A 22,490-nucleotide genomic window follows, 5' to 3' on the forward strand; every position below is an offset into this window, starting at 1 on the left:
GGATAAAAACCTGCACTAAATCTTAGATGTAACGCTAACTTAGCGTTACACTAATATTCGATTATTTATTTGTAATATGAGCCGATATGCAACAACAAACCAGCGCCGATATGAATTTGTTATGGGGTCAATTGATCTTGGAGGAACTGGCACGCTTAGGAGTTAAGCATGTCTGTATGGCACCAGGTTCTCGCTCTACTCCGTTAACATTGGCCGCTGCGAGTCAAACCTTACTGACACGCCACATTCATTTTGATGAGCGTGGATTAGGATTTATGGCCCTCGGACTGGCAAAGGCCAGCAATGCGCCTGTCGCCATCATTACCACTTCAGGTACTGCGGTGGCAAACCTTTACCCGGCCATTGTAGAAGCATGGTTAACCCATGTGCCGTTGATTATTTTATCGGGTGACAGACCGCCTGAATTGATTGATTGCGGTGCTAATCAAGCGATTATTCAGCCCGCCATATTTGCGCAATACGCCAAGCAAGTTAATTTACCGACGCCTGATCTGGGTTATCCGGCGAGTGCATTACTGAGTACTATTGATCACGCTGTGGCCAACCAGCATCAACCAGTACACATAAATTGTATGTACCGCGAGCCTCTATACCCCGCAGAATTGGTCACATTAGCTCATGTGAAGAAAACGGCTAGTGTAACAACATCAACGTATCTTGCGCCCTTAAACCAATGGTTTGAAACCACAAAGCCACTGACTCGTTATGCTCGTCCAGCCAGTGCTGAGTTACCGTCTACCGACACTTTAATGCGCTTTGTTCATGGTAAAGGCGTGATAATAGTAGGAACTTTAGCTCCAGAGGATAATGCTCAGCAAATCGTCGCATTAGGGCAAAAGTTAGGCTGGCCAGTATTGGTCGATGCGCAATCACAATTGCGCCAGCATCCTGGGGTAATTGGTCACGTTGATCAGTTATTATTAAACGCTAAAGCCAACAAACAACTTGAACAAGCTGAGCGGATATTAGTGTTTGGTGGGCGCTTTATTTCCAAACGATTAATTCAATATATTGCCCAGCAAAATTGGCATAGCTATTGGCAAATAGGTAAGTACAGCGATCGTTTAGATCCGGCCCATCAAGCCAAAGACTTTTTTCAAGCCAGTGTTCAAGCCGTATGCCAGCTACCTTGGCCACGCTCATCACAGGCCAACTGGGCATTAGCATTATTACCGCTAAATGAGTCGTTAGAGTCGCTACTGAAACAACAAATAGACAATACAACCTTTGGTGAAGCGCAAGTGATACGTGCAATCGCTTTAGCGCAAACAGACCAAGATGTACTGTTTATTGGTAATAGTTTACCGATTCGCCTCTATGATATGTATGCGCCAATTGCCACTAACACACCGGCAATTTATACCAATCGTGGCGCGTCGGGTATTGATGGTTTAATTGCCACCGCTTGTGGTATTGCTGCAGATAAAAATGCACCAACTACCCTAGTTATGGGCGACTTGTCTTGCTTGCATGATTTCAATTCCTTGGCATTATTAAAGCAAATGACTCAACCATTTGTGCTGGTTATTCTCAATAATGATGGCGGCAATATCTTTAATTTATTGCCTGTGCCTAATGAAAGCCTGCGTAATGATTTTTATCGCTTAAGTCATGGTTTAGAGTTTGGCTATGGTGCCGCCATGTTTGGTTTGGCTTATCGACAAGCAGATGACATTGAATCGTTTAATCAGGCTTATCATGAAGCCTTTGAGTTCAATTGTGCGTCAGTCATTGAAGTTAATGTCAGCCCAACTCAAGCGAGCGATCAAATAACGCAAATCAACCAATGGGTGAAACAACACTAATGGTGATGATCCGTCGTTTTGGCCAACCACAATTACCCGCATTACTGATGCTGCATGGTTTTTTGGGCAGTAAAGACGACTGGTCTATTTTAATGCCACGTTTAAGCCAATATTTTCATTGTATTTGTATTGATTTACCTGGTCATGGCGAGAATATCGACACTTTAGACTCGCCGGGGTTGCACCAAGCTGCAAAGCTGCTCGTCAGTAAAATACATGCCATGGGCTATAGGCAGTTTCATTTACTCGGCTATTCTCTTGGGGGGCGAATTGCACTGCATATTGCCGATGACTTTGCAGATTCACTCTTAAGCTTAACCCTAGAATCTGCTCATCCTGGTTTGCAAGACTCTCAGCAGCAAGCGGCTCGATCACAAAGCGATAACCTGTGGGCGAACAAACTCAAGTATTTACCCATAACGGACTTTCTCAGCCTGTGGTATCAGCAAGCTGTTTTTAGCGACTTGAGTAAACATCAAAAACAACAACTTATCGCTATACGGCGGATTAACGATCCTCAACGCTTGGCTAATTGCTTTATAACAACCTCACTGAGCTTGCAACAAGACTGTCGAACGGTGCTTGATCGCCTTAACTGCCCGTGTCATTTTATTTATGGTGTAGATGATAAAAAGTTTGCACAAGTGGCTATCGATTGGCAGGCTTCACTCGCCGATTCTGCTCAACACTTACAGCTAAAGCCTTTGCATGCTGCAGGGCATAATATTCACAGCCTGCACCCTGACTTATTTACCGATACCTTACTGGCGTTATTATGCCCAGAACCGTTAACCGGTTTAAAGGAGCAATAATGTCGTTACTTGACCACTTAACCATCAGCCGTTGTAGCCTGTATCAGTATCAAATTGAGCTTACCCCTTATTTACCTGTAGGTAAGCAACGAATTGATTGTCGTAAAGGCTTGGTGCTCGAGATCCAACTCAACAACCAGCAAACAGCTTGGGTTGAAATCGCGCCACTGTCAGGCTTGGACATTAATAGCCAAGTTATCAGCGGGTTTAGCCAAGAATCCCTTGCTGAGGTGCAATGGCAACTGCAGCATGTGTTAGCAAATTTAATTGATCAACCCTTGGCGATATTAAATGACATGGCCCAGCAGATGTCGCTACCATCGCTAGCATTTGCATTGAGCTTATTGGATGCAAAACTAACTCATAAATTGCCTATTCGCATCGATAATCCTGATACACAATCAGCTGTAGTTCCATTACTTTATGATGGTATGTCAATCGAGGTTATGACCCAAAAGCTCCTAACACAAGGCGACATAAACAGCGTTAAAGTTAAAGTGGCTCAAACCGACATGGCAAGCGAGATCCAATTTGTGTATCAAATACTGGCTATCGCACCGCACGTCACTTTACGTTTAGATGCCAATGCAGGCTTTAGTCTTGAACAAGCTATCGACTTTTTAGCTTGCTTACCCAAACACAAAATTGAATACATTGAAGAGCCTTGCATTAACCCTAACGATAATCGACAGATATATCGCCAATTAGGGATTAAATATGCGCTTGATGAATCACTCAACTCGCCTCAGTTTGATCTAGATGTCGCCTTACAACAACCCGGTTTAGGCGCATTAATCATCAAACCCATGTTATTGGGTTCGCTGGAGAAATTGCAAAATATGATAAGCCAAGCTCATATTGAGGGGGTACGTTGTATATTAAGCTCAAGCTTAGAAGCGAATATGGGCATTAACGACTTACGCTTGGTAAGCCAAGCTTTAACCCCTGATGAGTCACCGGGCCTTGATACATTAAGCGCCTTTACGCAGCCCTTGCTGTTGGCTACATCAGAACTATCACCGCAACTCAATGAGCAAGTACTAGAGCCGCTGATGCATATAGGCCAAGCTCGTGACTCAAACAAGGTGAATTAATCATGATGTCACCTTTGCATCAAGCAGGGTTAAATTACCCGAACGCCATTGCCATTGAAGCCACCACTTTAGACCAAGATGTGAACTCTCGGATCAACTACGCTCGCTTAAGTGGTTTAGTCCATCATGTAGGGCAACAATTACAAGCTCAAGGCGTCAAGCAAGGCGACATAGTCGCATGTTTATCCCACAATAATATTGAGATGATCTGTCTGTATTGGGCCTGCGTTGATGCTGGGTGGGTATTTTTACCTCTGTCGCCTAGATTTGCCGATATGCAGATCAATCAGCTTATTGAACGCTTTGATCTGCAATGGCTCTGGACCGATACTCCCTCCAGAAAAACGCTAATAAAAATCCGCCATTGGCTCGTTATTGATCTGCCTAAAACCTTAACTCAAGGCGCAAGCCACAACGCTGAAATATCACCCTATATAGCTTCAAACATTATTCTCACCTCTGGCTCAAGTGGCCCACCAAAAGCAGCGGTCCATTGTTTAAACAACCATCTGAGCAGCGCCAGAGGGTCTGCGAGTTTCATTGCTCTTAAGGTATCTGACACTTGGTTATTATCATTGCCACTGTTTCACATTGGTGGTTTAGCCATTATTCATCGCTGCACCTTAGCCGCCGCTTGCATTGTGCTACGAAATTCCGCACAGCCACTGGCTGAGCAACTGACTGACAACCATATTACTCATGTGTCATTAGTGCCCACCCAAGCGATTCAGATACTGCAACAGCAACCTGATGCATTTGCCAATGTCAGCGCCTTACTTTTAGGTGGTGGCGTCATAGAACCCGCACTTATTGAGACGCTAAAGCAGCAAAACATTAATGCTTACACTAGCTATGGTATGACAGAAATGAGTTCGCAAATTACCACAGCGAAAGCGAATTTATTAGGCCATCATGGGTATCCTTTACCTTCAAGACAGCTTAGCTTGAAAGATGGCGTTATTTACGTCAAAGGTGAGTGTTTATTTTTAGGCTATTTAACCGAGCAAGGGTTAACCTTACCATTAGATGATCAAGGCTGGTTTTGTACCAATGATAAGGGCCAATTAGATCCTGAAGGGCAGCTCAGTATTTTAGGGCGAGTGGATAACATGTTTATCTGTGGCGGTGAAAATATTCATCCAGAACAAATTGAAGCTGTGTTATTAAGCCATCCTAATGTTGCCCAGGCAATTGTATTTGCAGTAACCGATGCGACGTTTGGTCACTTACCTGGCGCTATTATTGATTATTGCGCAGTAGACAATAGCCATAACGTTGGGAGCAACCATAACCTCCATTGTGACCATAATAAAATGGCGATCGATATAGACGTTGTCAACTTGCAACTGAGTCAGTTAGTAGAATCAACACTGGCACGCTTCAAGCGTCCTAGGCAGTTTTTTGTCTGGCCACAAAATGTGGTTTCAAGTGGGTTAAAAGTGCCTAGAAAAAGCATTATTGCGGCAATTCAACCGCAGATAAGCGCATCAAAAACAGCGCAGTAATTCATAGCGATACCCTAAACAAAGTGGCTATCAGCCATAGCAGTTTATTAGACTCACGTTACCTGCAACAGATAATGCCGCGTAAACGACACTGCAAATTTTAGCCATAAAAAAACCTGCCGTAGCAGGTTTTAATTGAGCAACAAACAGGCTGGAGTATTACTCCATGCAAGATTTAAGCTTGTTCATAGCATTTTTTTCTAGCTGTCTAATACGTTCAGCAGACACTTGATAAGTCGATGCAAGCTCTTGCAAGGTGACTTTATTGTCATCTAACCAACGCGCACGTAATATGTGCTGACTGCGTTCATCTAAGGTTTTGATAGCTGATAATAAACGTGCTTGAGAATCAGCTTCCCAATTAGCATGTTCAACCTGATCGGCCAAATCTGAAGAATGATCTTCTAGATACAATGCTGGGGCAAAATCATGATTATCATCATCACTGTCATTGGTTAAGTCAAAAGCCGGATCTTGGGCTGCCATCCGCGACTCCATTTCGGTCACGTCAGCTTTCGATACTCCCAAATTCTCCGCGACCATAGTCACTTCAGCGTCGCTAAACCAACCTAAACGTTTTTTAGATTTACGAATATTAAAGAATAACTTACGTTGTGCTTTTGTGGTCGCAACTTTCACAATACGCCAGTTTTTCAACACGTATTCATGAATTTCAGCTTTAATCCAATGCACGGCAAAAGACACCAGACGCACCCCGACATCAGGGTCGAAGCGTTTAACCGCTTTCATCAAGCCAATATTACCTTCTTGAATAAGGTCAGCCTGCGGCAAACCGTATCCTGAGTAACCTTTGGCAACATGCACAACAAAACGAAGATGGGACATAATTAGTTGCTTTGCAGCATGTAGATCGCCATTTTCTTGTAAACGCTTGGCGATGTCGTACTCGGTATCCGCATCCAACATGTTAATGCTGGTCACAGACTGGATGTACGCTTCTAGACTGCTAGTGCTGTGTGGTACAGCCAGCGCCATTGATTGCGTTTGATAAGTCATTCGCTCTCCTACTACATTCAAAAATATATTTCAGCTAACTCAATACGATGAGTCGAGTCTGTTAGTTCACAACACTATCAGCTAACAACACTATAGTTGAGAAAGAAACGAGGCTCACTCGATTTAGCCGATAAACTATCAACTATATGACATCATATGTCAAATAAGGTTCAACTAGGTGAACATTTTTACCGCAAGGTAGCCACAAAGCAAGTGAACAAAGGTTCATTTATTATCAGCTGCCGATAATTATACGCCTGCTATTATGACGGTTCAATGCTACGTAAGTGCTGACGTACAGACAAATACGATCCCAACCAGCCTAAAAATGAGGCCAGTAATACCAGCTTAATCAACTCAGAAAATGTTAATGCTTGAATCGTTAACTCACTACCGTATAAACCCAATAACTCGGCTAAAGCACCATCAAGATACCACACTAACACATTAATAATCAGCCACGCCAAAATCCCGCCTATCACGCCATACCAAATCCCAGTATATAAAAATGGCCGTTGGATAAAGGCTTCTGTCGCGCCGACGAGTTTCATGACTTCAATTTCGGTTCGACGATTCATGATCGCCAAACGAATGGTGTTACCAATCACTAATACCACTGCGAGTACCAATAAAGTGGCAATCGCTAACACGGTTTTTTCAAGTAACTTAAGCAATGCTTGCAAACGTTCTAGCCATTCAATGTCTAAACGACCAAAATCAACTTCGGATTCGCGTTCTAATTTTACCAATAACTCACGTGCGCCTGTTGGACTAGAGTATTTAAGCGAGGGCGTTACCGTAACTACAGCAGGTAATGGGTTTTCATCTAAATATGACAGCGCCTCACCAAAACCAGATAAACGCTGAAACTCTTCTAGTGCTTGCTCGCGACTAATGTAAGTGACTGATTCAACTTCACGAAAAGCTTTAATGCGCGACAATAAACTTTGAATAGATTGTTCACTGCGCCCTTTGTTAATAAACAATGAAATTTCTGCGGCACTGTTCCAAGACTGAGTGATATTTTCGGCATTTTTAACCAATACCTGCAGTGCAGCCGGTAAGCTTAAACTCACGCCCAATACAGCCATGGTCATAATAGATGATACTGGGTTGCGCCAAAGTTCGCCCATACTCGACATGCCTTGCTGCACATGACGAATAAAAAACATCACTATTCGGCCACTCAAGGGTAATTTACTTTGAGTAATACTCGGTTTTTTACTCATCGCATATTCTCCTCAGCAGCTGAACGTTCCCCACCAAGCATTCGTCCTTCACGCAGCGTAAAAGTACGGTATTTCATGCGCGCGATAAGACCTAAATCATGGGTGGCAATAAGCACGCTGGTACCTGAGTCATTAAAGGCCTCAAATAAGCGTAAAATATCCATCGATAATTTAGGGTCCAAGTTACCCGTAGGTTCATCGGCTAGCAGTAAAGGAGGCTTATTAACGATAGCGCGCGCGATACCGACGCGTTGTTGCTCACCACCAGACAGCATTATCGGTAAATGTCGTTCTTTGCCATATAAACCGACCATGTCGAGAGCACCTGCGACACGCTTACGAATTTCACCATGGGTAAAGCCTTCAATCACTAACGGTAAGGCGATATTGTCAAAGACAGTTTTATCCATCAGCAAGTGATGATTTTGGAAAATCATGCCGATATTACGTCGTAAATAGGGCACATGTTTCGGCCCTACATTCGCAATATTATGCCCATTAATAGACACCTTACCTGCCGTGGCACGTTCAATCACGGTAATCAATTTGAGCAAAGTGCTTTTACCTGCACCAGAATGGCCAGTTAAAAAGGCCATTTCACCTTGTCGAAGATGAAAATTGACATCCATAAGGGCTTTTTGGCCCCCTGAATAGACTTTACTGACCTGCTCAAATTGGATCATATATTATTGGTCCGTTTTATCCTGACTAAATAATGCTTCAATAAAATCATTGGCGTTAAAGGTACGCAAATCATCAATTTGCTCACCCACACCAATATGACGGATCGGAATAGAAAATTTATCGGCAATCGCAAAAATAACCCCACCTTTGGCGGTACCATCTAACTTACTGATGGTAATGCCGGTCACACCAACCGCTTCTTTAAAGAGTTGCGCTTGGCTAATGGCATTCTGCCCGGTACTCGCATCTAAGGTTAGCATCACTTCATGGGGAGCATCAGGGTCGAGTTTTTTCATTACTCGCAACACCTTTTTTAACTCTTCCATTAAGTGGCTTTTATTCTGTAAACGCCCAGCGGTATCGGCGATCAATACGTCAACTTTACGTGCTTTAGCAGCTTGTAAGGCATCAAATATGACTGAAGCACTGTCAGCACCAGTATGTTGTGCCACTACCGGAATATTATTGCGCTGCCCCCATACTTGTAACTGCTCTACCGCTGCTGCGCGGAAAGTGTCACCCGCTGCTAACATGACAGATTTACCTTGGCTTTGATACTGTTTAGCGAGCTTACCTATGGTGGTGGTTTTGCCCACGCCGTTGACACCAATCATTAAAATTACAAACGGGCCATTAGCATTTTCGGCAACCAAAGGAACGGCTACCGGATCGAGCATTTTTTGCATTTCTTCACGCATTAAATCATAAAGTGCTTCGGCATTTTTAAGTTGTTTGCGTGATGCATGTTCGGTGAGGCTTTTGATCAATTTAGTCGTCGTTTCTACGCCAACATCGGCAATCAATAATTGTTCTTCAAGTTCTTCAAATAACTCATCATCAATTTTTTTACCGCGGAAAAAGCCAATGAAACCTGAACCGATATTTTCACTGGTGCGCATCAAGCCACGCTTTAAACGGGCAAACATACCTTCTTTCTGCGGTTTAGCTTGAGGCTCATCTTGTTCTTCTAACGCAATCGACTCTATTGGAGCCTGTTGTTCAACTAACTGCTCGGCGGCTAGCGCTTCAGTAGCTAAGATTTGCGCAGCAATATGCTCGGCCTCAATACGGGCCTGCTCTGCTTGCTCATGCTCAAGGCGTTGTTGCTCCGCCTGTTCGGCTGCCAGCTTTTGGGCTGCTAACACTTCTGCGGCCTGACGTTCTGCTGCAATACGAGCTGCCTCAAGACGATCAGCCTCAATACGAGCCTGCTCTGCTTGCTCATGCTCAAGCCGTTGTTGCTCCGCCTGCTCGGTTGCCAGCTTTTGGGCTGCTAGCACTTCTGCGGCCTGACGTTCTGCAGCAATACGTGCTGCCTCAATACGATCAGCCTCAATTCGAGCCTGCTCTGCTTGCTCATGCTCAAGCCGTTGTTGCTCCGCCTGTTCGGCTGCCAGCTTTTGGGCTGCTAACACTTCTGCGGCCTGACGTTCTGCAGCAATACGAGCTGCCTCAATACGAGCTTGCTCAGCGCGTTCATTGTCTAGACGCTGATGCTCGAGGCGCTCTTGTTCGATACGCTCAAGTTCCAGTCGCTCGGTTTCTTCTATACGGGCGGTGTCATCGGCTTGCTTGTGCAGCTCAGCATGTTGGGGTTGTTCAGTAGCCTCTGTAGCAATGTCATGCTGTTTATCAACATCAAGCTGTTGTTGATCTTCACCTTCAGGGACGGGCTTATCTTTACGAAACCAGGAAAAAAAACCTTTCTTTGCCATGTTTGCTACCAGTATTTATATGCTTAAAAATTCAGTTGAAGCCGTTTGTTGCATCTCTAACCAGTAAAATGATGAATACTCACATTTAATCACAAGTTTGATATAAAATAACGACGGTTCAGATTGTGGCATAGTCTACCACTTTCTTTTTTCTTTGTTCAGGCAAAATCACGAGGATGAGATGGCTAAAAAAAATACCAGCAGCGGTCAGGTGCGGATTATTTCAGGTCAATGGCGATCTCGAAAGCTACCCATACATGATCTTGAAGGTTTACGCCCAACAACCGATCGTGTGCGCGAGACCTTATTTAATTGGCTTGCTAACGATATTCGTGGCGCCAGAGTACTTGATTGCTTCGCTGGCAGTGGCGCATTATCCCTCGAAGCTTTATCCCGTTATGCCAGCTTTGCAACCATGATTGAACTGCAAAAAAATGCGGCTAATCAGCTAAAACAAAATCTTGCCACCCTGCAATGCCAAAATGCACAGGTTATTAATGGCGATAGTTTACAAATACTTGCAAAAGGCACTACAACAGGATTTGATATGGTGTTTATCGATCCGCCGTTTCGTAAAGATTTAGTAAACAACACCATTGAGTTATTGATGCAACATCAATGGTTAAATCCTAATGCACAAATTTATCTCGAAACCGAATCAGAATTGACCTCATTCAATGTGCCAGCAACCTGGGTTGCCTTAAAAGAAAAAAAGGCAGGTCAAGTATGTTATCGACTGTACCAATATCAGCCGAACAATACCGAATTATCGGCCGATTAAGTCAATGCCGATATCAATAAACGATATTGTACTTATTGGTAAAACGGCTACTTTGTCGATGTGGTGTTTGGTGGCTTACGGCTGGTTTATTTTCAGCGCAGACGTTTTGCTCTTTATTAATGTATTAGCCTGCATTACCGCGGTGATGCACCTGCTACTAGTACTCATCACATTCTTAAAAAATCCCCGTAACAACAAGCCTGCGCCACATTATCGGGCGATTTTGCTTTGGGGAGTATTTGCGCTATTTGAGCAGTATCATTCACAGCACTCTAACCCGCTTATTAACAGCATCAACAAATAATCAAACGGCGAGAAGCTGAACCATTGGTATAAAAAAACCTCGTTATTTAACGAGGTTTTTTAGTTAACAATATCGGCACATTACTTTTTAGGATAAGGATGCGCGACACCTTTATGACAATCGACACAGGTCTTTCTGTCTTCTGGTGCTTTTTTAAAGTTCATACTGTGCATTCTTACGGCCATTTTCTTCATCGTATCTGGCTGATCTTCATAAATACGAGTGTGGCAATGGCGACAGTTAGCTGAATCATTACCGCGAAAGTATTCTAATGCTAAATCAGCTTGTTCTTTACGGTTTTCATCTAACCATTCTTGCGTCATAAAGCCATCAATGGTCATTAAACCAATTAAATCTTTAGAAACAATAATTTTTTTAACTAAATAATCAAATGGGCCATGTGGTAAATGACAATCTTGACATTGCACTGTGACACCGGCTCTACCACCACCATGAGCTGACGCCATAACCTCATCTCTTAACGAATGGTCACGGTGACATGTCATACAAAAAGCATCGGTACTTGTTGCATGCAAAGTTTGTTGTGTTGTGAAATAACCTACGACACCCACTATTACACCAACCACTATAAGGGCAATAATCGAGTACTTCGCGCTTGGTTTAAATAGTGCACGCCAGTTCATTGTTCAATCTCCGTAATAGCAAAAAAGGAATTTCTAATATTTATAAGTCTAGTTTAGGATTATTCGAAATTATAAAATTGATTTTAGTCGCTATTTTGAGAATTATTTATCTAAAAAATGTCTAAAGTGCGAGCTAGGTCTCGACTTTTGCACATACATGACCGAAATAAATATCGATGACTAAATTTAGTTAACCAAGCGGTCAATAAAGATAATGCTGAGCGAAAAAATGAATTAAAAGCCACCTAATTTGACTACGGCTATAAGCCTTCGCCCTTGGCTAGCGGCTGATAACACTTAAGGCAAAATATTAACCACAGCAAATTTAAGTCAATACATCTTCTTGGATAAAGGTACGGCTATTGTCGTCCGTTGACAGCACTTGTTTAGCTTCACGATTAACATAAATTGCTGCAAACTATGAGTCACTTAATCGCTAATGCTAACTCGATGGTCATTTAAGCCTGATTGACTCGCATAAAACGCTTTTTAACCAAACCAACAAAAATAATAAGGTTAATTTGAATGCATAAAACTGCAAGATCACTCCATAAATGGCTAATGCTTTTTCTCGGACTACAGTTCGTTATTTGGTCAGTGACAGGTACATATATGGTGTTTATGCATATTGACTATATTCATGGTGATTCGCTGATCAGTAACCCCCAGACAAAAATCAACCCCGATAAACTAGAGTATTCATTGGCAAAACTGTTACAAACTTACCCTAAAGCAGAGCAAATAAGCGTCGGTAAACTGATGCAACAAGACGTATACCGCTTTGCCATTCCGACCAAAACAGCAACTCAGCAGCTAATGCTAAATGCCCAGACCGGGGAACGTTTATCACCACTTAATCAAACAACAGCCATTGCATTAGCCCAATATTATTACCTTGGTAATGAGCCTATTACCGACGTGAGTTTACTGACCGATAATCCGCCTTTTGAACTTAGTGCTCGCCACTTACCTGCGTGGCGAATTAATTTCGACCACTTTTCCGCACCATCAATTTATATCTCTGCTGACAGCGGATTAGTAGTAGCAAAGCGCCATGCATTTTGGCGTTTATTCGACTGGATGTTTCGCTTTCATGTGATGGATTATGGCGATGCTGAAGAAATCGATAATCAATTATTATTCTGGATAGCACTGTTCTCAACTTTAGCTACCGTTAGCGGGTTAACCTTGACGTATTTCAGGGTATTACGTCATACTAAAAACAAACGCAAGCCTATGTTGAGTAAGCGTAAACACAGTGGGGTTGCCTAATGCTTTGGGTCAGAAAACTGCATAAATGGGCATCTGTCATTGTAGGGATTCAGTTACTGCTATGGTTAATCAGCGGCCTGTATTTTAATCTCATGGATCACAATAAAGCCCAAGGTCTTACCCACCTTAACGATACTCACACTGAAGTGGTAATAGAAACTCATCGTTTGCTTGAACCTAGCACTATTTTGGCCACATTTAAGCCTAGCGTGTCACTGAACCTCATGACTTTATTAGGTAAGCCTTACTACTTATTAACCCATGAAAAAGGCTTATACAATAATCTTAACCATGACTACACCTTAGTTGATGCGTATGACGGTAACCCAGTCGTAATTGATACCACATTGGCACAACAGCTGGCCAAAGCGTCCTACTCTGGAGAGGCCGAAATCAGTTCAACTCGCTTACTCACCCCACCATTAGACGACTTTCCAAAACAGCACAATGACACTTGGCAGATAAACTTTGCCGATAACATTACCACCAGCGTGTATATTGAAGCGCAGTCGGGTCGACTCGTCGGCCACAGTGATGAACATACACGTTTAGCCGATGTATTTTTTATGCTGCACTTTATGGATTACACCAATCAAGGCAGTTTTAATAACATCCCTATTATGATGTTTGCATTTATCACTTTATGGTTAACCTTCAGTGGATTAATTTGGGTGATTGATATGCTCAAGCGCAACAGGTATCGGCTCAAACTAAAAGGTAAATAATGCCGTTTTAAACCTAAGTGGACCCTAAATTAATGAAATGGAATGTGTATCACACGATAATGGTCATAAAAGCGTTATCATCATTTTCAGATTAATGAATATAATGTGTTATTACTTGAAAGATGTTTACTGAAGTAAAGGTCTGTTAAGCTAACCCCATAAAACGACTTGGTTAAGGCTAAATGAGAGCAAAGCAGTCAAACTATTGGATCATCATAATCACTTTGTTCGCACTTGTCGGACAGGGGTTGCTGACTAATGACAGTTTGATGGTGCCAATGGCCCATGCAGAAATGGCTCAAAAAATGTCCGCTAACACTGACAACACCACAACAACTATGACGCACGGGGCAATGAAGAATTGCCATGATATGCCAAGTGCTGTCAATAATGTGGATGAATCCATTGCTGCATCGTTACCGCAAACCAGCTGTTGTAATGGTTCCGGTGTTTGTAGTCCGGATTGTAACCACTGTTTGACTATTTCGTTTACCGCTAACCTAATTGATATGCCATTGGCGATGCTTAATATTCCGGTCTATCCTGCACCGCTTGCGATGGTTGTTAACCGTGTATCAATCGCTTTCCCTCCTGCGTTCCGCCCTCCTATCGCTTAATTCAATTGATCATTCTTGTGCGTTGAGCACAGTCAATACTATTGTTTTTTAGCGTTTATCATCATGACGATCGTCAGTATTATCATGATGAATATCGAGGTTATTATGAAAAAGTTACCATTTTTTAGCGTGCTATTAAGCGCATTCGTTGGTGTCATCATCCCAGCAGCTCTCACATCACCTGTTGCTTATGGCGCAGAGCACGATCATACCCAGCATCAGTCGCAAGCCAGTCAAACCTATACTTGCCCGATGCACCCTGAAGTGATCAGCGATAAAGAGGGACGCTGTCCCATCTGCAATATGTTCCTCGTCGTCAAAGAGGAGCAAGCTGAGTCCAGCGCTGGCGACACTCATCATCCAATGGCAAACATGCAGCATCCGATGACAAACATGCAAAACGCTATCCCAGTAGAACAAAGCATAGCAAACAAGTTTAATTGATTATCCTTGTGCATTGCGTACGTTCAATATAATTGTTTTTAGTGTTTCTCATCATGACGATCGTCAGTATCGTCATGATGAATATCGAGGTTGTTATGAAGAAATTACCACTTTCTAGTGTGCTACTAGGCGCGTTTGTTGGGGTAATAATCCCTATTACTATGACATCACCTGTCGTTTATGGCGCAGAGCACGATCATGCCCAGCATCAGGTACAAGCTGGTAAAACCTATACTTGCCCGATGCACCCTGAAGTGATCAGTGATAAAGAGGGAACCTGTCCAATTTGTAATATGTTTCTCGTCGTCAAAGAGGAGGAAGAAGAATCCACAGTTGACGACACTCAGGCGCCAATGGCAAACATGCAAAGTGCTGCTTCTGTAGAAAAAAACCAAGCAGATAAGGTGTTTAGTCAACCTGAACCCGCATTAGTAACTAAATTAATGCCGACAGCCAATCAGAGCGATAGCACCAATGTAAAATATGTCTGTCCTATGCATCCACATGTGATATCCGATGCACCTGGAACTTGCCCTATCTGTGGTATGAACCTTGAAAAAGTGACCGTGACAGACCCAAGCCAAGAAATTGTGGTCGGTGTATCTGGCGGCATGCAGCAGGCATTAGGCATGCGAAGTCATGTCGTCGAACGAACGAGCTTATCTCGCCAAGTTAACACCATAGGCACAGTAGAATATAACCAAAATGCGATTGGCCATGTGCATACACGCGCAACCGGATGGATAGAAACGCTAACGGTAAATAACGTGGGACAACAAATAAAAAAGGGCCAACTTTTATATGAGCTGTACTCGCCCGAACTGGTCACTGCCCAAGACGACTATTCCCAAGCACAAGACTACCTTAAACAAGATACAAAACGGGGCAGTAGTTTATTACGCAAAGCACGCAAACGCTTAGAACTACTCGGTGTCGATAGCTCTGTAATCAAGCACTTAGAAAAAACCGGTGAAACCATTTTTAAAGTACCTTTTTATGCTCCGCAAGATGGCTTTATCAGTAAATTAACCGTTCGCGATGGTATGTACATTCAGCCAGGTGATACCTTGTTTGAAATCGTTAATTTAGACAGCGTATGGGTGATTGCAGATGTGTTTGAAAACGAACAAAATTGGTTACAACAAGGTCGTAAAGTCACTGTGAGTGCCGCGGCGCAAGGACTGTTTGATATCGACTCAACCATTGACTACATCTACCCCGAATTAGACCCAGTCACCCGCGCAATGCGAGTGCGGATCAAACTGAATAATCATCACGACAAGCTTAGACCCGGTAGCTTAGTGGATGTGACCTTATATGGTTTGCCTAAAAATAACGTGCTCACTGTACCAACTGAAGCGCTGATTCTTACCGGACGTGAGAACCGTATTGTGGTGCAGCGCAGTGATACCAGCTTTGCTTCGGTGCCAGTCAAAATTGGTATGATGGCAGACGGTAGAGCCGAAATTTTAGAGGGACTGAATGAACATGACAAAGTGGTTATTTCAGGGCAGTTCTTATTGGACTCAGAAGCCAGTATTCAAGGCAGTTTACAGCGTTTAAGTAATGCGCCAATAAACGCCACTGCGACAGATGCTCACCAGCACTAAAGGAGCACAACAATGTTAGCAAAAATTATCAGTGCTTCAATAAAACAACGCGTTATGGTGTTGGTACTCACGGCCGTTATCGCCTTAGTGGGTTATCAAGCGATGCGCATGACACCACTCGATGCGCTTCCCGACTTATCCGATGTGCAAGTGATTGTTAAAACGTCATACCCAGGCCAAGCACCGCAATTGGTTGAAGATCAAATTACCTATCCATTGTCATCGGCCATGCTTGCCGTGCCCGGTGCTAAAACGGTGCGTGGGTTTTCAATGTTTGGCGATTCATTTGTGTACGTCATTTTTGAAGACGGCACCGACATTTATTGGGCACGTTCACGGGTATTAGAATACTTGTCTCAAACCCAAGATCAACTGCCTGCCGGCGTTACGCCAAGCATTGGGCCAGATGCTTCTGGTGTAGGTTGGATTTTTCAATACGCCTTAGTCGATCGCAACGGACAATATGATTTAGCTCAATTACGTTCATTACAAGATTGGTTTTTAAAGCTTGAATTACAAAGTGTTGCAGGAGTATCTGAAGTTGCTACCGTCGGTGGTATGGAACAAACTTATCAAGTGGTCGTCGACCCGCATAAGCTAGCTTTGTATCAAATCGACTTAATGACCATTAAAAATGCCTTAGATAATTCCAATAGTTCGACTGGCGGCTCGGTGATTGAAATGGCCGAAGCAGAATATATGATCACCTCAAGTGGTTATCGCCAGACCATTGCTGACTTTGCTGAAATTCCCTTAGGTATTTTGTCCGAAACCGGCACGCCGGTATTAATGAAAGATGTCGCGCAATTAAGAACCGGCCCGGCAGCGCGCCGTGGCATTGCAGAACTTGATGGTAAAGGCGAAGTCGTCGGCGGCATTGTCGTAATGCGCTATGGTGAAAATGCCCTTGAAACCATTAATAATGTGAAGAAAAAACTCGAGCAAATCAGTAATGGACTACCTGATGGTGTCGAGTTAGTCACCACTTATGACCGCTCAGACTTAATCTTGCGCTCAGTCGATAACCTTACCCATAAAGTGCTTGAAGAAATGCTCGTAGTTGGGCTTATTTGCCTACTATTTTTACTGCATGCCCGCTCAACCTTAGTGGCGATTATCACCTTACCTATTTCAATTTTAGTCAGCTTTATCGCCATGAATATTATTGGAGTCAATGCCAACATTATGAGCTTAGGCGGCATTGCCATTGCTATTGGTGCTGTGGTTGATGCCTCTATTGTGATGGTCGAAAATACTCATAAACATTTAGAACATTATCGTCAAAAACACGGTAAGGCTCCTGAGGGAGAAGATCACTGGCAACTGGTAAAAGAAGCCTCAATTGAGGTCGGCCCAGCACTGTTCTTCAGCTTATTGATCATTACATTAAGCTTTACTCCAGTATTTGCCCTTGAAGCGCAAGAAGGACGTTTATTCCATCCACTGGCCTTTACTAAAACCTTTGCCATGGCCGCATCTGCAATCTTAGCAATCACCTTAATTCCGGTATTAATGGGCTATTTTGTCCGCGGAAAAATCCCTGATGAGCGTAAAAACCCTATTAGTCGGGTATTGATTGCTATCTATCAGCCATTACTAAAATGGGTACTGAACTTCCCTAAAATCACCATTGGATTGGCGATTATTGTGCTATTCAGTGCTTACTACCCATTAAGCCAGATGGGATCAGAATTTATGCCCACCTTGGAAGAAGGTGATCTGCTCTATATGCCAACCACATTGCCCAGTGTCAGCGCGGGTAAAGCGGCAGAAATATTGCAGCAAACCGACCGACTAATAAAAACCGTTCCCGAAGTTAAACGGGTATTTGGCAAAGTGGGCCGCGCCATTACCGCAACGGATCCTGCACCGCTCACCATGCTCGAAACCACTATTATGCTCAAACCCACTGCAGAATGGCGTGATGGCGTAACCTTAGAAAGCATCATTGCAGAACTGCAAAAAACTGTGCGTATTCCAGGGATGACCAATGCTTGGGTGCAACCGATTAAAACTCGTATCGATATGTTATCTACTGGGGTGAGAACACCTGTTGGCATAAAGATATCGGGTTCGAATGTCGAAGAACTGCAACGTATTGGCGCTGAAATAGAGGCGGTAGTCAACCAATTACCTGGCACAGTGTCAGCATTTTCGCAGCGCAGTAGCGGTGGGCGATATATTGATATTACCCCAGATCTTAAAAATGCTGCACGCTATGGCATGACCTTAAAAGATATCCAAGATGTAGTGCAAATGGCTATTGGTGGCATGACCATTGGTGAGTCAATTCAAGGCCAAGAACGCTATCCCATCAATATACGTTACCCGCGAGAGTTACGAGATAATATCGAGAAACTCAAAAACTTACCTGTGCTGACTAAAACAGGGAAATACTTACCCTTAAGCTATTTAGCTGATCTCAACATCAGTGATGGTGCCCCCATGTTAGCCAGTGAAAATGGCCGCCTGATCTCATGGGTGTTTGTCGATCTCAAAGACATTTCTATTGGTGAATATATCGTTGCGGCTGAAAAGGCACTTAAGCAACAAATTACTCTGCCTCCGCGCTACAACTATAGCTTTGCGGGACAATACGAGTACATGCAGCGGGTTGATGCTAAGATGAAAATGGTGATCCCATTAATGATTGCGGTGATTTTTATGCTGCTAATGATGACATTTAATTCGGTCATACAAGCATCGGTGATCATGCTAAGTTTGCCTTTTTCATTGGTAGGTAGTGCATGGCTACTTTATGGGCTGGATTTTAACTTTTCCGTTGCGGTATCGGTCGGTATGATTGCCCTCGCAGGGGTTGCTGCGGAGTTTGGCGTAGTAATGCAGGTATATCTTAATAATAGTATTAAGGCCTATAAACAAGCCGGCAACTACCACAGTAGAGCGGATTTAACTGCCGCCTTAGTTGAGGGTGCCGTAATGCGAATTCGCCCTAAAGCCATGACAGTCGCCACCATATTTTTTGGTTTACTGCCAATTATGTGGGGTAGCGGAACTGGCAATGAAGTCATGCAAAAAATTGCCGCACCTATGGTCGGCGGTATGGTGACTGCGCCGCTATTATCGCTATTTGTTATCCCCGCAATTTACTTACTGATATATGGTCGCAAGTTGCCTAAGCAATAGCGGAAACGTTAACGCCAAGTAGATATAGACTACAAATATTTACAGCAGAAATATTTACAGCAAAAACAATCCCCAAGTCATCTTATGGCTTGGGGATTGTTGTATAAGCCTTGCTTTGGTGAACTTAAATTCGGCTTAATCGATTATTAACTCAGACAAAGACGATGTAAATTAGGCAGGTTTAGGCTTTAACGTAACCGGTTGAGGCCTTTTTTACCTTAGAGTAAAAGATGTCTATGGATTTAGTTGAGCAGTACAAAGTCCTCAAGTTCAGAGTTTACTTATCCATTTCTACGCCAAAAAACTAACTTATTTGTGGCCCATTATTGGCTGGTAGTTAAACTTTCGTCCGAGTAATGCCCAACCTATTTCATATTTACTAGTTTGTTTTAAATCGTTAATTCAATGTTATTAATTACCTGCCGCAGGCTTTAGTGCAGATAATCCAGTGAGACGCCGCAAGCACATCCTTGTGGGCTCAACCAAAACATCCGTATTTGGGATACTCCCTAGCTTATCTACACCTGAATTTTATCTCTTCGATTCAACTTCATTGATGGCTATGTAAAAGTGCTATACAAGAACATGAGTTAACTTATTTCTGGACAAAAGTGGATTTAAGATAGACCTACGATCACTAACGCTTAAGATCGCAAGGTTCCACACTGCACGGGCTAAATACTTTGTCATTCCGGCAATGTTTTTGAGCCGGAATGACAAAGTATTTTATATCTTGTACTTATGGCCTACGGCCGCTAACGTCGTGGCGCTTAGCCCACACCAGACCAAGAGGAAACCAACGGCTGTTCCCTCTTTACTCTTTACTCTTTATAAAAGAATGAGCCCAGCTGCCCTGCAACATTTTCGCTTTTTACAAAACAACAGCTGCGAAAAGTCGCCATGGGGGGCAGATTTAACTTTGACCTACATTTGCAGACGGCTTCGGTCCATCTTGCAATAAAGAGTGAAAATGCTATCGCTTCCGATGGTACATCTGATATGAATGGATTCACGAATGTCGTGATGGCAGGATGCCAAGGAACGACCTGTACCACGAAAGCTAGCGGGCCAGCTCACGCACTCTTTTATAAAAAAGGCTTCAACGGCCTCAAGTTCAAAGCTGAATTTAGGCTTTTTCAATCAAGGAATCTAAATCATTTATGGACATTTTCGAGTTAGAACATTAATTCTAATTCGTAAGTTTCAGGTTAAAATTTCTATCAGTAACGCCTCACAAAGAGGTAAATAATTGTTGGCTAAAATGTGTACCGAAGCGGAACCTAGCCAACTGTGAAAAGTCCTGTTTGAATGGCTTGTTAAAGAGCATTTTTCAACGACATTGCGACTTTTCGAATGCCATGAGCTGGTGTCCATTGTTTAAACTCAACAAAGCCATGTTTCTTGTATAAATTAATTGCTGGATCATTGGCAACGGCAGTTTCTACAATTACATCTGTAAATTCAAATAAGTCGAGAATATAACTAATCAATTGACCTGCGATCCCTTTTTTAAAATACTTTGGATCAACGGTTAAACTATCTATTTCTAATTGCTTACCCTTTGCAACAACTTCTATGACTCCTGCGAGACATCCATTTTCATAAAAACCATAAAACAGTGTTCCTGAGTTTTTTATATTTTTAATGCTTCGCGATAGTGGTGGGAAATTACAAGCATTAATAAGCTGAGCTTCAACTTTATAAGAGTTTTGAAAAACTTTAAAAATTTGATTACCAACGTCGTCATTAGAATTATCAAGTTTATATATCATAGTATACCTAGACTCAAAATCTGCATTACTCTCTCTACGAAGCGACCCGATTAATTTTTATTGATGCGCGCCATAAATAGCGCATCGACATATTTCCCATTTTTAAAGGCGTAATTCTTACTTGTTCCTTCAATTTCAAATCCGAATTTTTTATAAAGACTTATTGCAGATTTGTTGTCTATATAAACCTCTAGCTCCACCCTAGTAACATTTAACCAGTTATCGGTTAGATCCAAGGCCGCCTCTAAAAGTTTTGAGCCAACTCCAATACCTATATATAGGCTTGATACACCCATTCCAAATGTGGCCACATGCTTTCGCCTTGGCCTATCCATAACTACCAAAGATATTTGACCAATAATTTCATCATCTTTCACCGCCACCAAATTGATGTTGTTATCTGAACTGCTGGCTAGACGTTGTGTCCATAAATAGTCAGATTGATAAGGCAGTTGCAATGTGTCGCTATAAGCGTGTTCTTGCTCATAAATTGATTTTATCCCTTGTAGATCGGACAACTGACTATGTCTAATTATCATTTTTGTACCATACTCAATATTAGTGAAATTAATGAGGTGACCTTCCATTATCTGGGCAACCGCATGAGTGATTACTTTTTGACCTCCACGCTTAACTTGCAAGCAAAAAAACAAGAAACCATCCAACTATGGAGATTTAACGAACTTCGAAAGCTCGTTAAATGACCTAATGCTGCTCGATAAACGTTCGCGATCTCGCCCGACTTCCATTACGCGTAAGCTCTGTAAAAATTAAAAAGTTTATTACTTAACACTTTTGATTAAACGTTAACGACTAACTAATGGCAAGGGCTTTCCGTAAAAATTGAAGTGTTATAGCAAACCTGTGACTATTCTATTGGAAGTGGCATTTTTTATGGGGAATACAACTAGTTTTACCTTTATAGATATAAATCTATAACTCATTTTTGGGCAATAACTGCTTAGTGCGGTCACTCTAAACCGTAGCTGGACAGAAACGTTTTAGATTTTTCGCTCTAAAAACAACGTTTGCAATTAGGAAATGTATGGCAATCAGATGTTCGGTCGCCAGCACAACATGTGTATAGCAAATAGGGTTGACGCATTTTTTTATGCTAGTTGTCCCAAGGACTTTTCCATTGGAATACAATCCAAACTAATACCTCTTGGAGAATGATAGGTAGAGATCTCTTCTCCAGCGAAACCACATGAGCGATAGAAAGGTGCTGCATTTAAAGTTGACTCCAACTTTAGCAACTGGAGACCATTATGTTTAGCTAACTCTTCTAGAAA

18 protein-coding genes and 2 pseudogenes are annotated in these 22,490 nt (G+C 42.6%); 12 read left to right on the plus strand and 8 right to left on the minus strand.

Features of this window, described 5'->3' with window-relative positions:
- The first annotated feature begins 86 nt into the window (after window positions 1-86).
- The 4 genes from menD to menE are packed head-to-tail and all read left to right on the plus strand — an operon-like array spanning window position 87 to window position 5,237.
- Window positions 87-1,826: a 2-succinyl-5-enolpyruvyl-6-hydroxy-3-cyclohexene-1-carboxylic-acid synthase gene (gene menD / locus ACED29_RS14520; protein ID WP_347690449.1), complete on the plus strand. Its 1,740-nt coding sequence runs from the start codon at window positions 87-89 to the stop codon at window positions 1,824-1,826.
- Window positions 1,808-2,638 carry a 2-succinyl-6-hydroxy-2,4-cyclohexadiene-1-carboxylate synthase gene (gene menH / locus ACED29_RS14525; protein WP_371697946.1) on the plus strand — a complete coding sequence of 277 codons (831 nt, stop codon included), beginning with the start codon at window positions 1,808-1,810 and terminating at the stop codon, window positions 2,636-2,638. Before menD ends, menH begins: the two co-directional genes overlap by 19 nt.
- Window positions 2,638-3,732 carry an o-succinylbenzoate synthase gene (gene menC, locus ACED29_RS14530; RefSeq protein WP_371697947.1) on the plus strand — a complete coding sequence of 365 codons (1,095 nt, stop codon included), beginning with the start codon at window positions 2,638-2,640 and terminating at the stop codon, window positions 3,730-3,732. The genes menH and menC overlap by 1 nt, the downstream gene beginning before the upstream one ends.
- Window positions 3,733-3,734: 2 nt before the next feature.
- Window positions 3,735-5,237: an o-succinylbenzoate--CoA ligase gene (gene menE / locus ACED29_RS14535; RefSeq protein ID WP_371697948.1), complete on the plus strand. Its 1,503-nt coding sequence runs from the start codon at window positions 3,735-3,737 to the stop codon at window positions 5,235-5,237.
- A gap of 159 nt (window positions 5,238-5,396) precedes the next feature.
- On the opposite strand, the gene rpoH is transcribed toward menE, so the two are convergent.
- From rpoH to ftsY, 4 genes are all read right to left on the minus strand, one after another.
- The gene (rpoH, locus tag ACED29_RS14540) at window positions 5,397-6,254 is read right to left on the minus strand and encodes an RNA polymerase sigma factor RpoH (protein WP_124017402.1); all 858 of its coding nucleotides are present in this window, start codon (window positions 6,252-6,254) and stop codon (window positions 5,397-5,399) included.
- Window positions 6,255-6,517: 263 nt separating this feature from the next.
- Window positions 6,518-7,483: a permease-like cell division protein FtsX gene (gene ftsX, locus ACED29_RS14545; protein WP_124017401.1), complete on the minus strand. Its 966-nt coding sequence runs from the start codon at window positions 7,481-7,483 to the stop codon at window positions 6,518-6,520.
- Complete coding sequence (gene ftsE, locus ACED29_RS14550) at window positions 7,480-8,166, minus strand: cell division ATP-binding protein FtsE (protein WP_124017400.1); 687 nt, start codon at window positions 8,164-8,166, stop codon at window positions 7,480-7,482. The genes ftsX and ftsE overlap by 4 nt, the downstream gene beginning before the upstream one ends.
- A 3-nt stretch (window positions 8,167-8,169) precedes the next feature.
- The gene (gene ftsY / locus ACED29_RS14555) at window positions 8,170-9,882 is read right to left on the minus strand and encodes a signal recognition particle-docking protein FtsY (RefSeq protein ID WP_371697949.1); all 1,713 of its coding nucleotides are present in this window, start codon (window positions 9,880-9,882) and stop codon (window positions 8,170-8,172) included.
- A gap of 181 nt (window positions 9,883-10,063) precedes the next feature.
- On the opposite strand from ftsY, the gene rsmD reads away from it, so the two are divergent.
- Window positions 10,064-10,663, plus strand: coding sequence for a 16S rRNA (guanine(966)-N(2))-methyltransferase RsmD (gene rsmD, locus ACED29_RS14560; RefSeq protein WP_273058949.1), 600 nt, complete (start codon window positions 10,064-10,066; stop codon window positions 10,661-10,663).
- A 4-nt stretch (window positions 10,664-10,667) separates the two neighbouring features.
- Entirely contained in the window at window positions 10,668-10,967 is a 300-nt protein-coding gene (locus ACED29_RS14565; RefSeq protein WP_371697950.1) for a hypothetical protein, read from the plus strand.
- An 80-nt stretch (window positions 10,968-11,047) separates the two neighbouring features.
- Here the strand turns inward: ACED29_RS14565 and ACED29_RS14570 are convergent, their stop codons facing one another.
- Entirely contained in the window at window positions 11,048-11,611 is a 564-nt protein-coding gene (locus ACED29_RS14570; RefSeq protein WP_124017396.1) for a NapC/NirT family cytochrome c, read from the minus strand.
- A 525-nt stretch (window positions 11,612-12,136) separates the two neighbouring features.
- Here ACED29_RS14570 and ACED29_RS14575 point away from each other — a divergent pair.
- The 6 genes and pseudogenes from ACED29_RS14575 to ACED29_RS14600 all read left to right on the plus strand — a co-directional run bounded on the left by ACED29_RS14575 (window position 12,137) and on the right by ACED29_RS14600 (window position 19,426).
- On the plus strand, window positions 12,137-12,883 hold the full coding sequence (locus ACED29_RS14575) for a PepSY domain-containing protein (protein WP_371697951.1): 747 nt from the start codon (window positions 12,137-12,139) through the stop codon (window positions 12,881-12,883).
- Entirely contained in the window at window positions 12,883-13,608 is a 726-nt protein-coding gene (locus ACED29_RS14580; protein WP_371697952.1) for a hypothetical protein, read from the plus strand. Before ACED29_RS14575 ends, ACED29_RS14580 begins: the two co-directional genes overlap by 1 nt.
- A gap of 248 nt (window positions 13,609-13,856) precedes the next feature.
- Window positions 13,857-14,225, plus strand: a complete 369-nt coding sequence (locus ACED29_RS14585; RefSeq protein WP_124017393.1) for a hypothetical protein — start codon at window positions 13,857-13,859, stop codon at window positions 14,223-14,225.
- Window positions 14,226-14,330: 105 nt separating this feature from the next.
- Window positions 14,331-14,550 (plus strand): annotated as a pseudogene (locus tag ACED29_RS14590) (heavy metal-binding domain-containing protein); the annotation flags it as partial.
- Window positions 14,551-14,764: 214 nt separating this feature from the next.
- Window positions 14,765-16,279, plus strand: coding sequence for an efflux RND transporter periplasmic adaptor subunit (locus ACED29_RS14595; RefSeq protein ID WP_371697953.1), 1,515 nt, complete (start codon window positions 14,765-14,767; stop codon window positions 16,277-16,279).
- A 12-nt stretch (window positions 16,280-16,291) separates the two neighbouring features.
- A complete protein-coding gene (locus tag ACED29_RS14600) occupies window positions 16,292-19,426 on the plus strand; it encodes an efflux RND transporter permease subunit (protein ID WP_182697689.1) in 3,135 nt (1,044 codons plus the stop codon).
- Between the two features lie 1,316 nt (window positions 19,427-20,742).
- On the opposite strand, the gene ACED29_RS14605 is transcribed toward ACED29_RS14600, so the two are convergent.
- The 3 genes and pseudogenes from ACED29_RS14605 to ACED29_RS14615 all read right to left on the minus strand — a co-directional run.
- Window positions 20,743-21,198: a GNAT family N-acetyltransferase gene (locus ACED29_RS14605; RefSeq protein WP_371697954.1), complete on the minus strand. Its 456-nt coding sequence runs from the start codon at window positions 21,196-21,198 to the stop codon at window positions 20,743-20,745.
- A 50-nt stretch (window positions 21,199-21,248) separates the two neighbouring features.
- The gene (locus ACED29_RS14610; protein ID WP_371697956.1) at window positions 21,249-21,737 is read right to left on the minus strand and encodes a GNAT family N-acetyltransferase; all 489 of its coding nucleotides are present in this window, start codon (window positions 21,735-21,737) and stop codon (window positions 21,249-21,251) included.
- A gap of 570 nt (window positions 21,738-22,307) precedes the next feature.
- A pseudogene (locus tag ACED29_RS14615) lies at window positions 22,308-22,490 on the minus strand (GNAT family N-acetyltransferase); the annotation flags it as partial.

This window comes from Shewanella sp. 5S214 (genome assembly GCF_041439795.1).
In the GTDB taxonomy this organism is placed as follows: Bacteria; Pseudomonadota; Gammaproteobacteria; order Enterobacterales; family Shewanellaceae; genus Shewanella; species Shewanella vesiculosa.

Excerpts from the sequence above, each read along its gene's own strand:
- ACED29_RS14565 (WP_371697950.1), top strand. The coding sequence starts at position 10,668 with ATGCCGATATCAATAAACGATATTGTACTTATTGGTAAAACGGCTACT.
- ftsX (WP_124017401.1), bottom strand. The coding sequence starts at position 7,483 with ATGAGTAAAAAACCGAGTATTACTCAAAGTAAATTACCCTTGAGTGGC.
- menE (WP_371697948.1), top strand. The coding sequence starts at position 3,735 with ATGATGTCACCTTTGCATCAAGCAGGGTTAAATTACCCGAACGCCATT.
- ACED29_RS14600 (WP_182697689.1), top strand. The coding sequence starts at position 16,292 with ATGTTAGCAAAAATTATCAGTGCTTCAATAAAACAACGCGTTATGGTG.
- menD (WP_347690449.1), top strand. The coding sequence starts at position 87 with ATGCAACAACAAACCAGCGCCGATATGAATTTGTTATGGGGTCAATTG.
- ACED29_RS14605 (WP_371697954.1), bottom strand. The coding sequence starts at position 21,198 with ATGATATATAAACTTGATAATTCTAATGACGACGTTGGTAATCAAATT.
- ftsY (WP_371697949.1), bottom strand. The coding sequence starts at position 9,882 with ATGGCAAAGAAAGGTTTTTTTTCCTGGTTTCGTAAAGATAAGCCCGTC.
- rpoH (WP_124017402.1), bottom strand. The coding sequence starts at position 6,254 with ATGACTTATCAAACGCAATCAATGGCGCTGGCTGTACCACACAGCACT.
- menC (WP_371697947.1), top strand. The coding sequence starts at position 2,638 with ATGTCGTTACTTGACCACTTAACCATCAGCCGTTGTAGCCTGTATCAG.
- rsmD (WP_273058949.1), top strand. The coding sequence starts at position 10,064 with ATGGCTAAAAAAAATACCAGCAGCGGTCAGGTGCGGATTATTTCAGGT.
- ACED29_RS14580 (WP_371697952.1), top strand. The coding sequence starts at position 12,883 with ATGCTTTGGGTCAGAAAACTGCATAAATGGGCATCTGTCATTGTAGGG.
- ACED29_RS14610 (WP_371697956.1), bottom strand. The coding sequence starts at position 21,737 with ATGATAATTAGACATAGTCAGTTGTCCGATCTACAAGGGATAAAATCA.
- ACED29_RS14570 (WP_124017396.1), bottom strand. The coding sequence starts at position 11,611 with ATGAACTGGCGTGCACTATTTAAACCAAGCGCGAAGTACTCGATTATT.
- ftsE (WP_124017400.1), bottom strand. The coding sequence starts at position 8,166 with ATGATCCAATTTGAGCAGGTCAGTAAAGTCTATTCAGGGGGCCAAAAA.
- ACED29_RS14575 (WP_371697951.1), top strand. The coding sequence starts at position 12,137 with ATGCATAAAACTGCAAGATCACTCCATAAATGGCTAATGCTTTTTCTC.
- menH (WP_371697946.1), top strand. The coding sequence starts at position 1,808 with ATGGGTGAAACAACACTAATGGTGATGATCCGTCGTTTTGGCCAACCA.
- ACED29_RS14595 (WP_371697953.1), top strand. The coding sequence starts at position 14,765 with ATGAAGAAATTACCACTTTCTAGTGTGCTACTAGGCGCGTTTGTTGGG.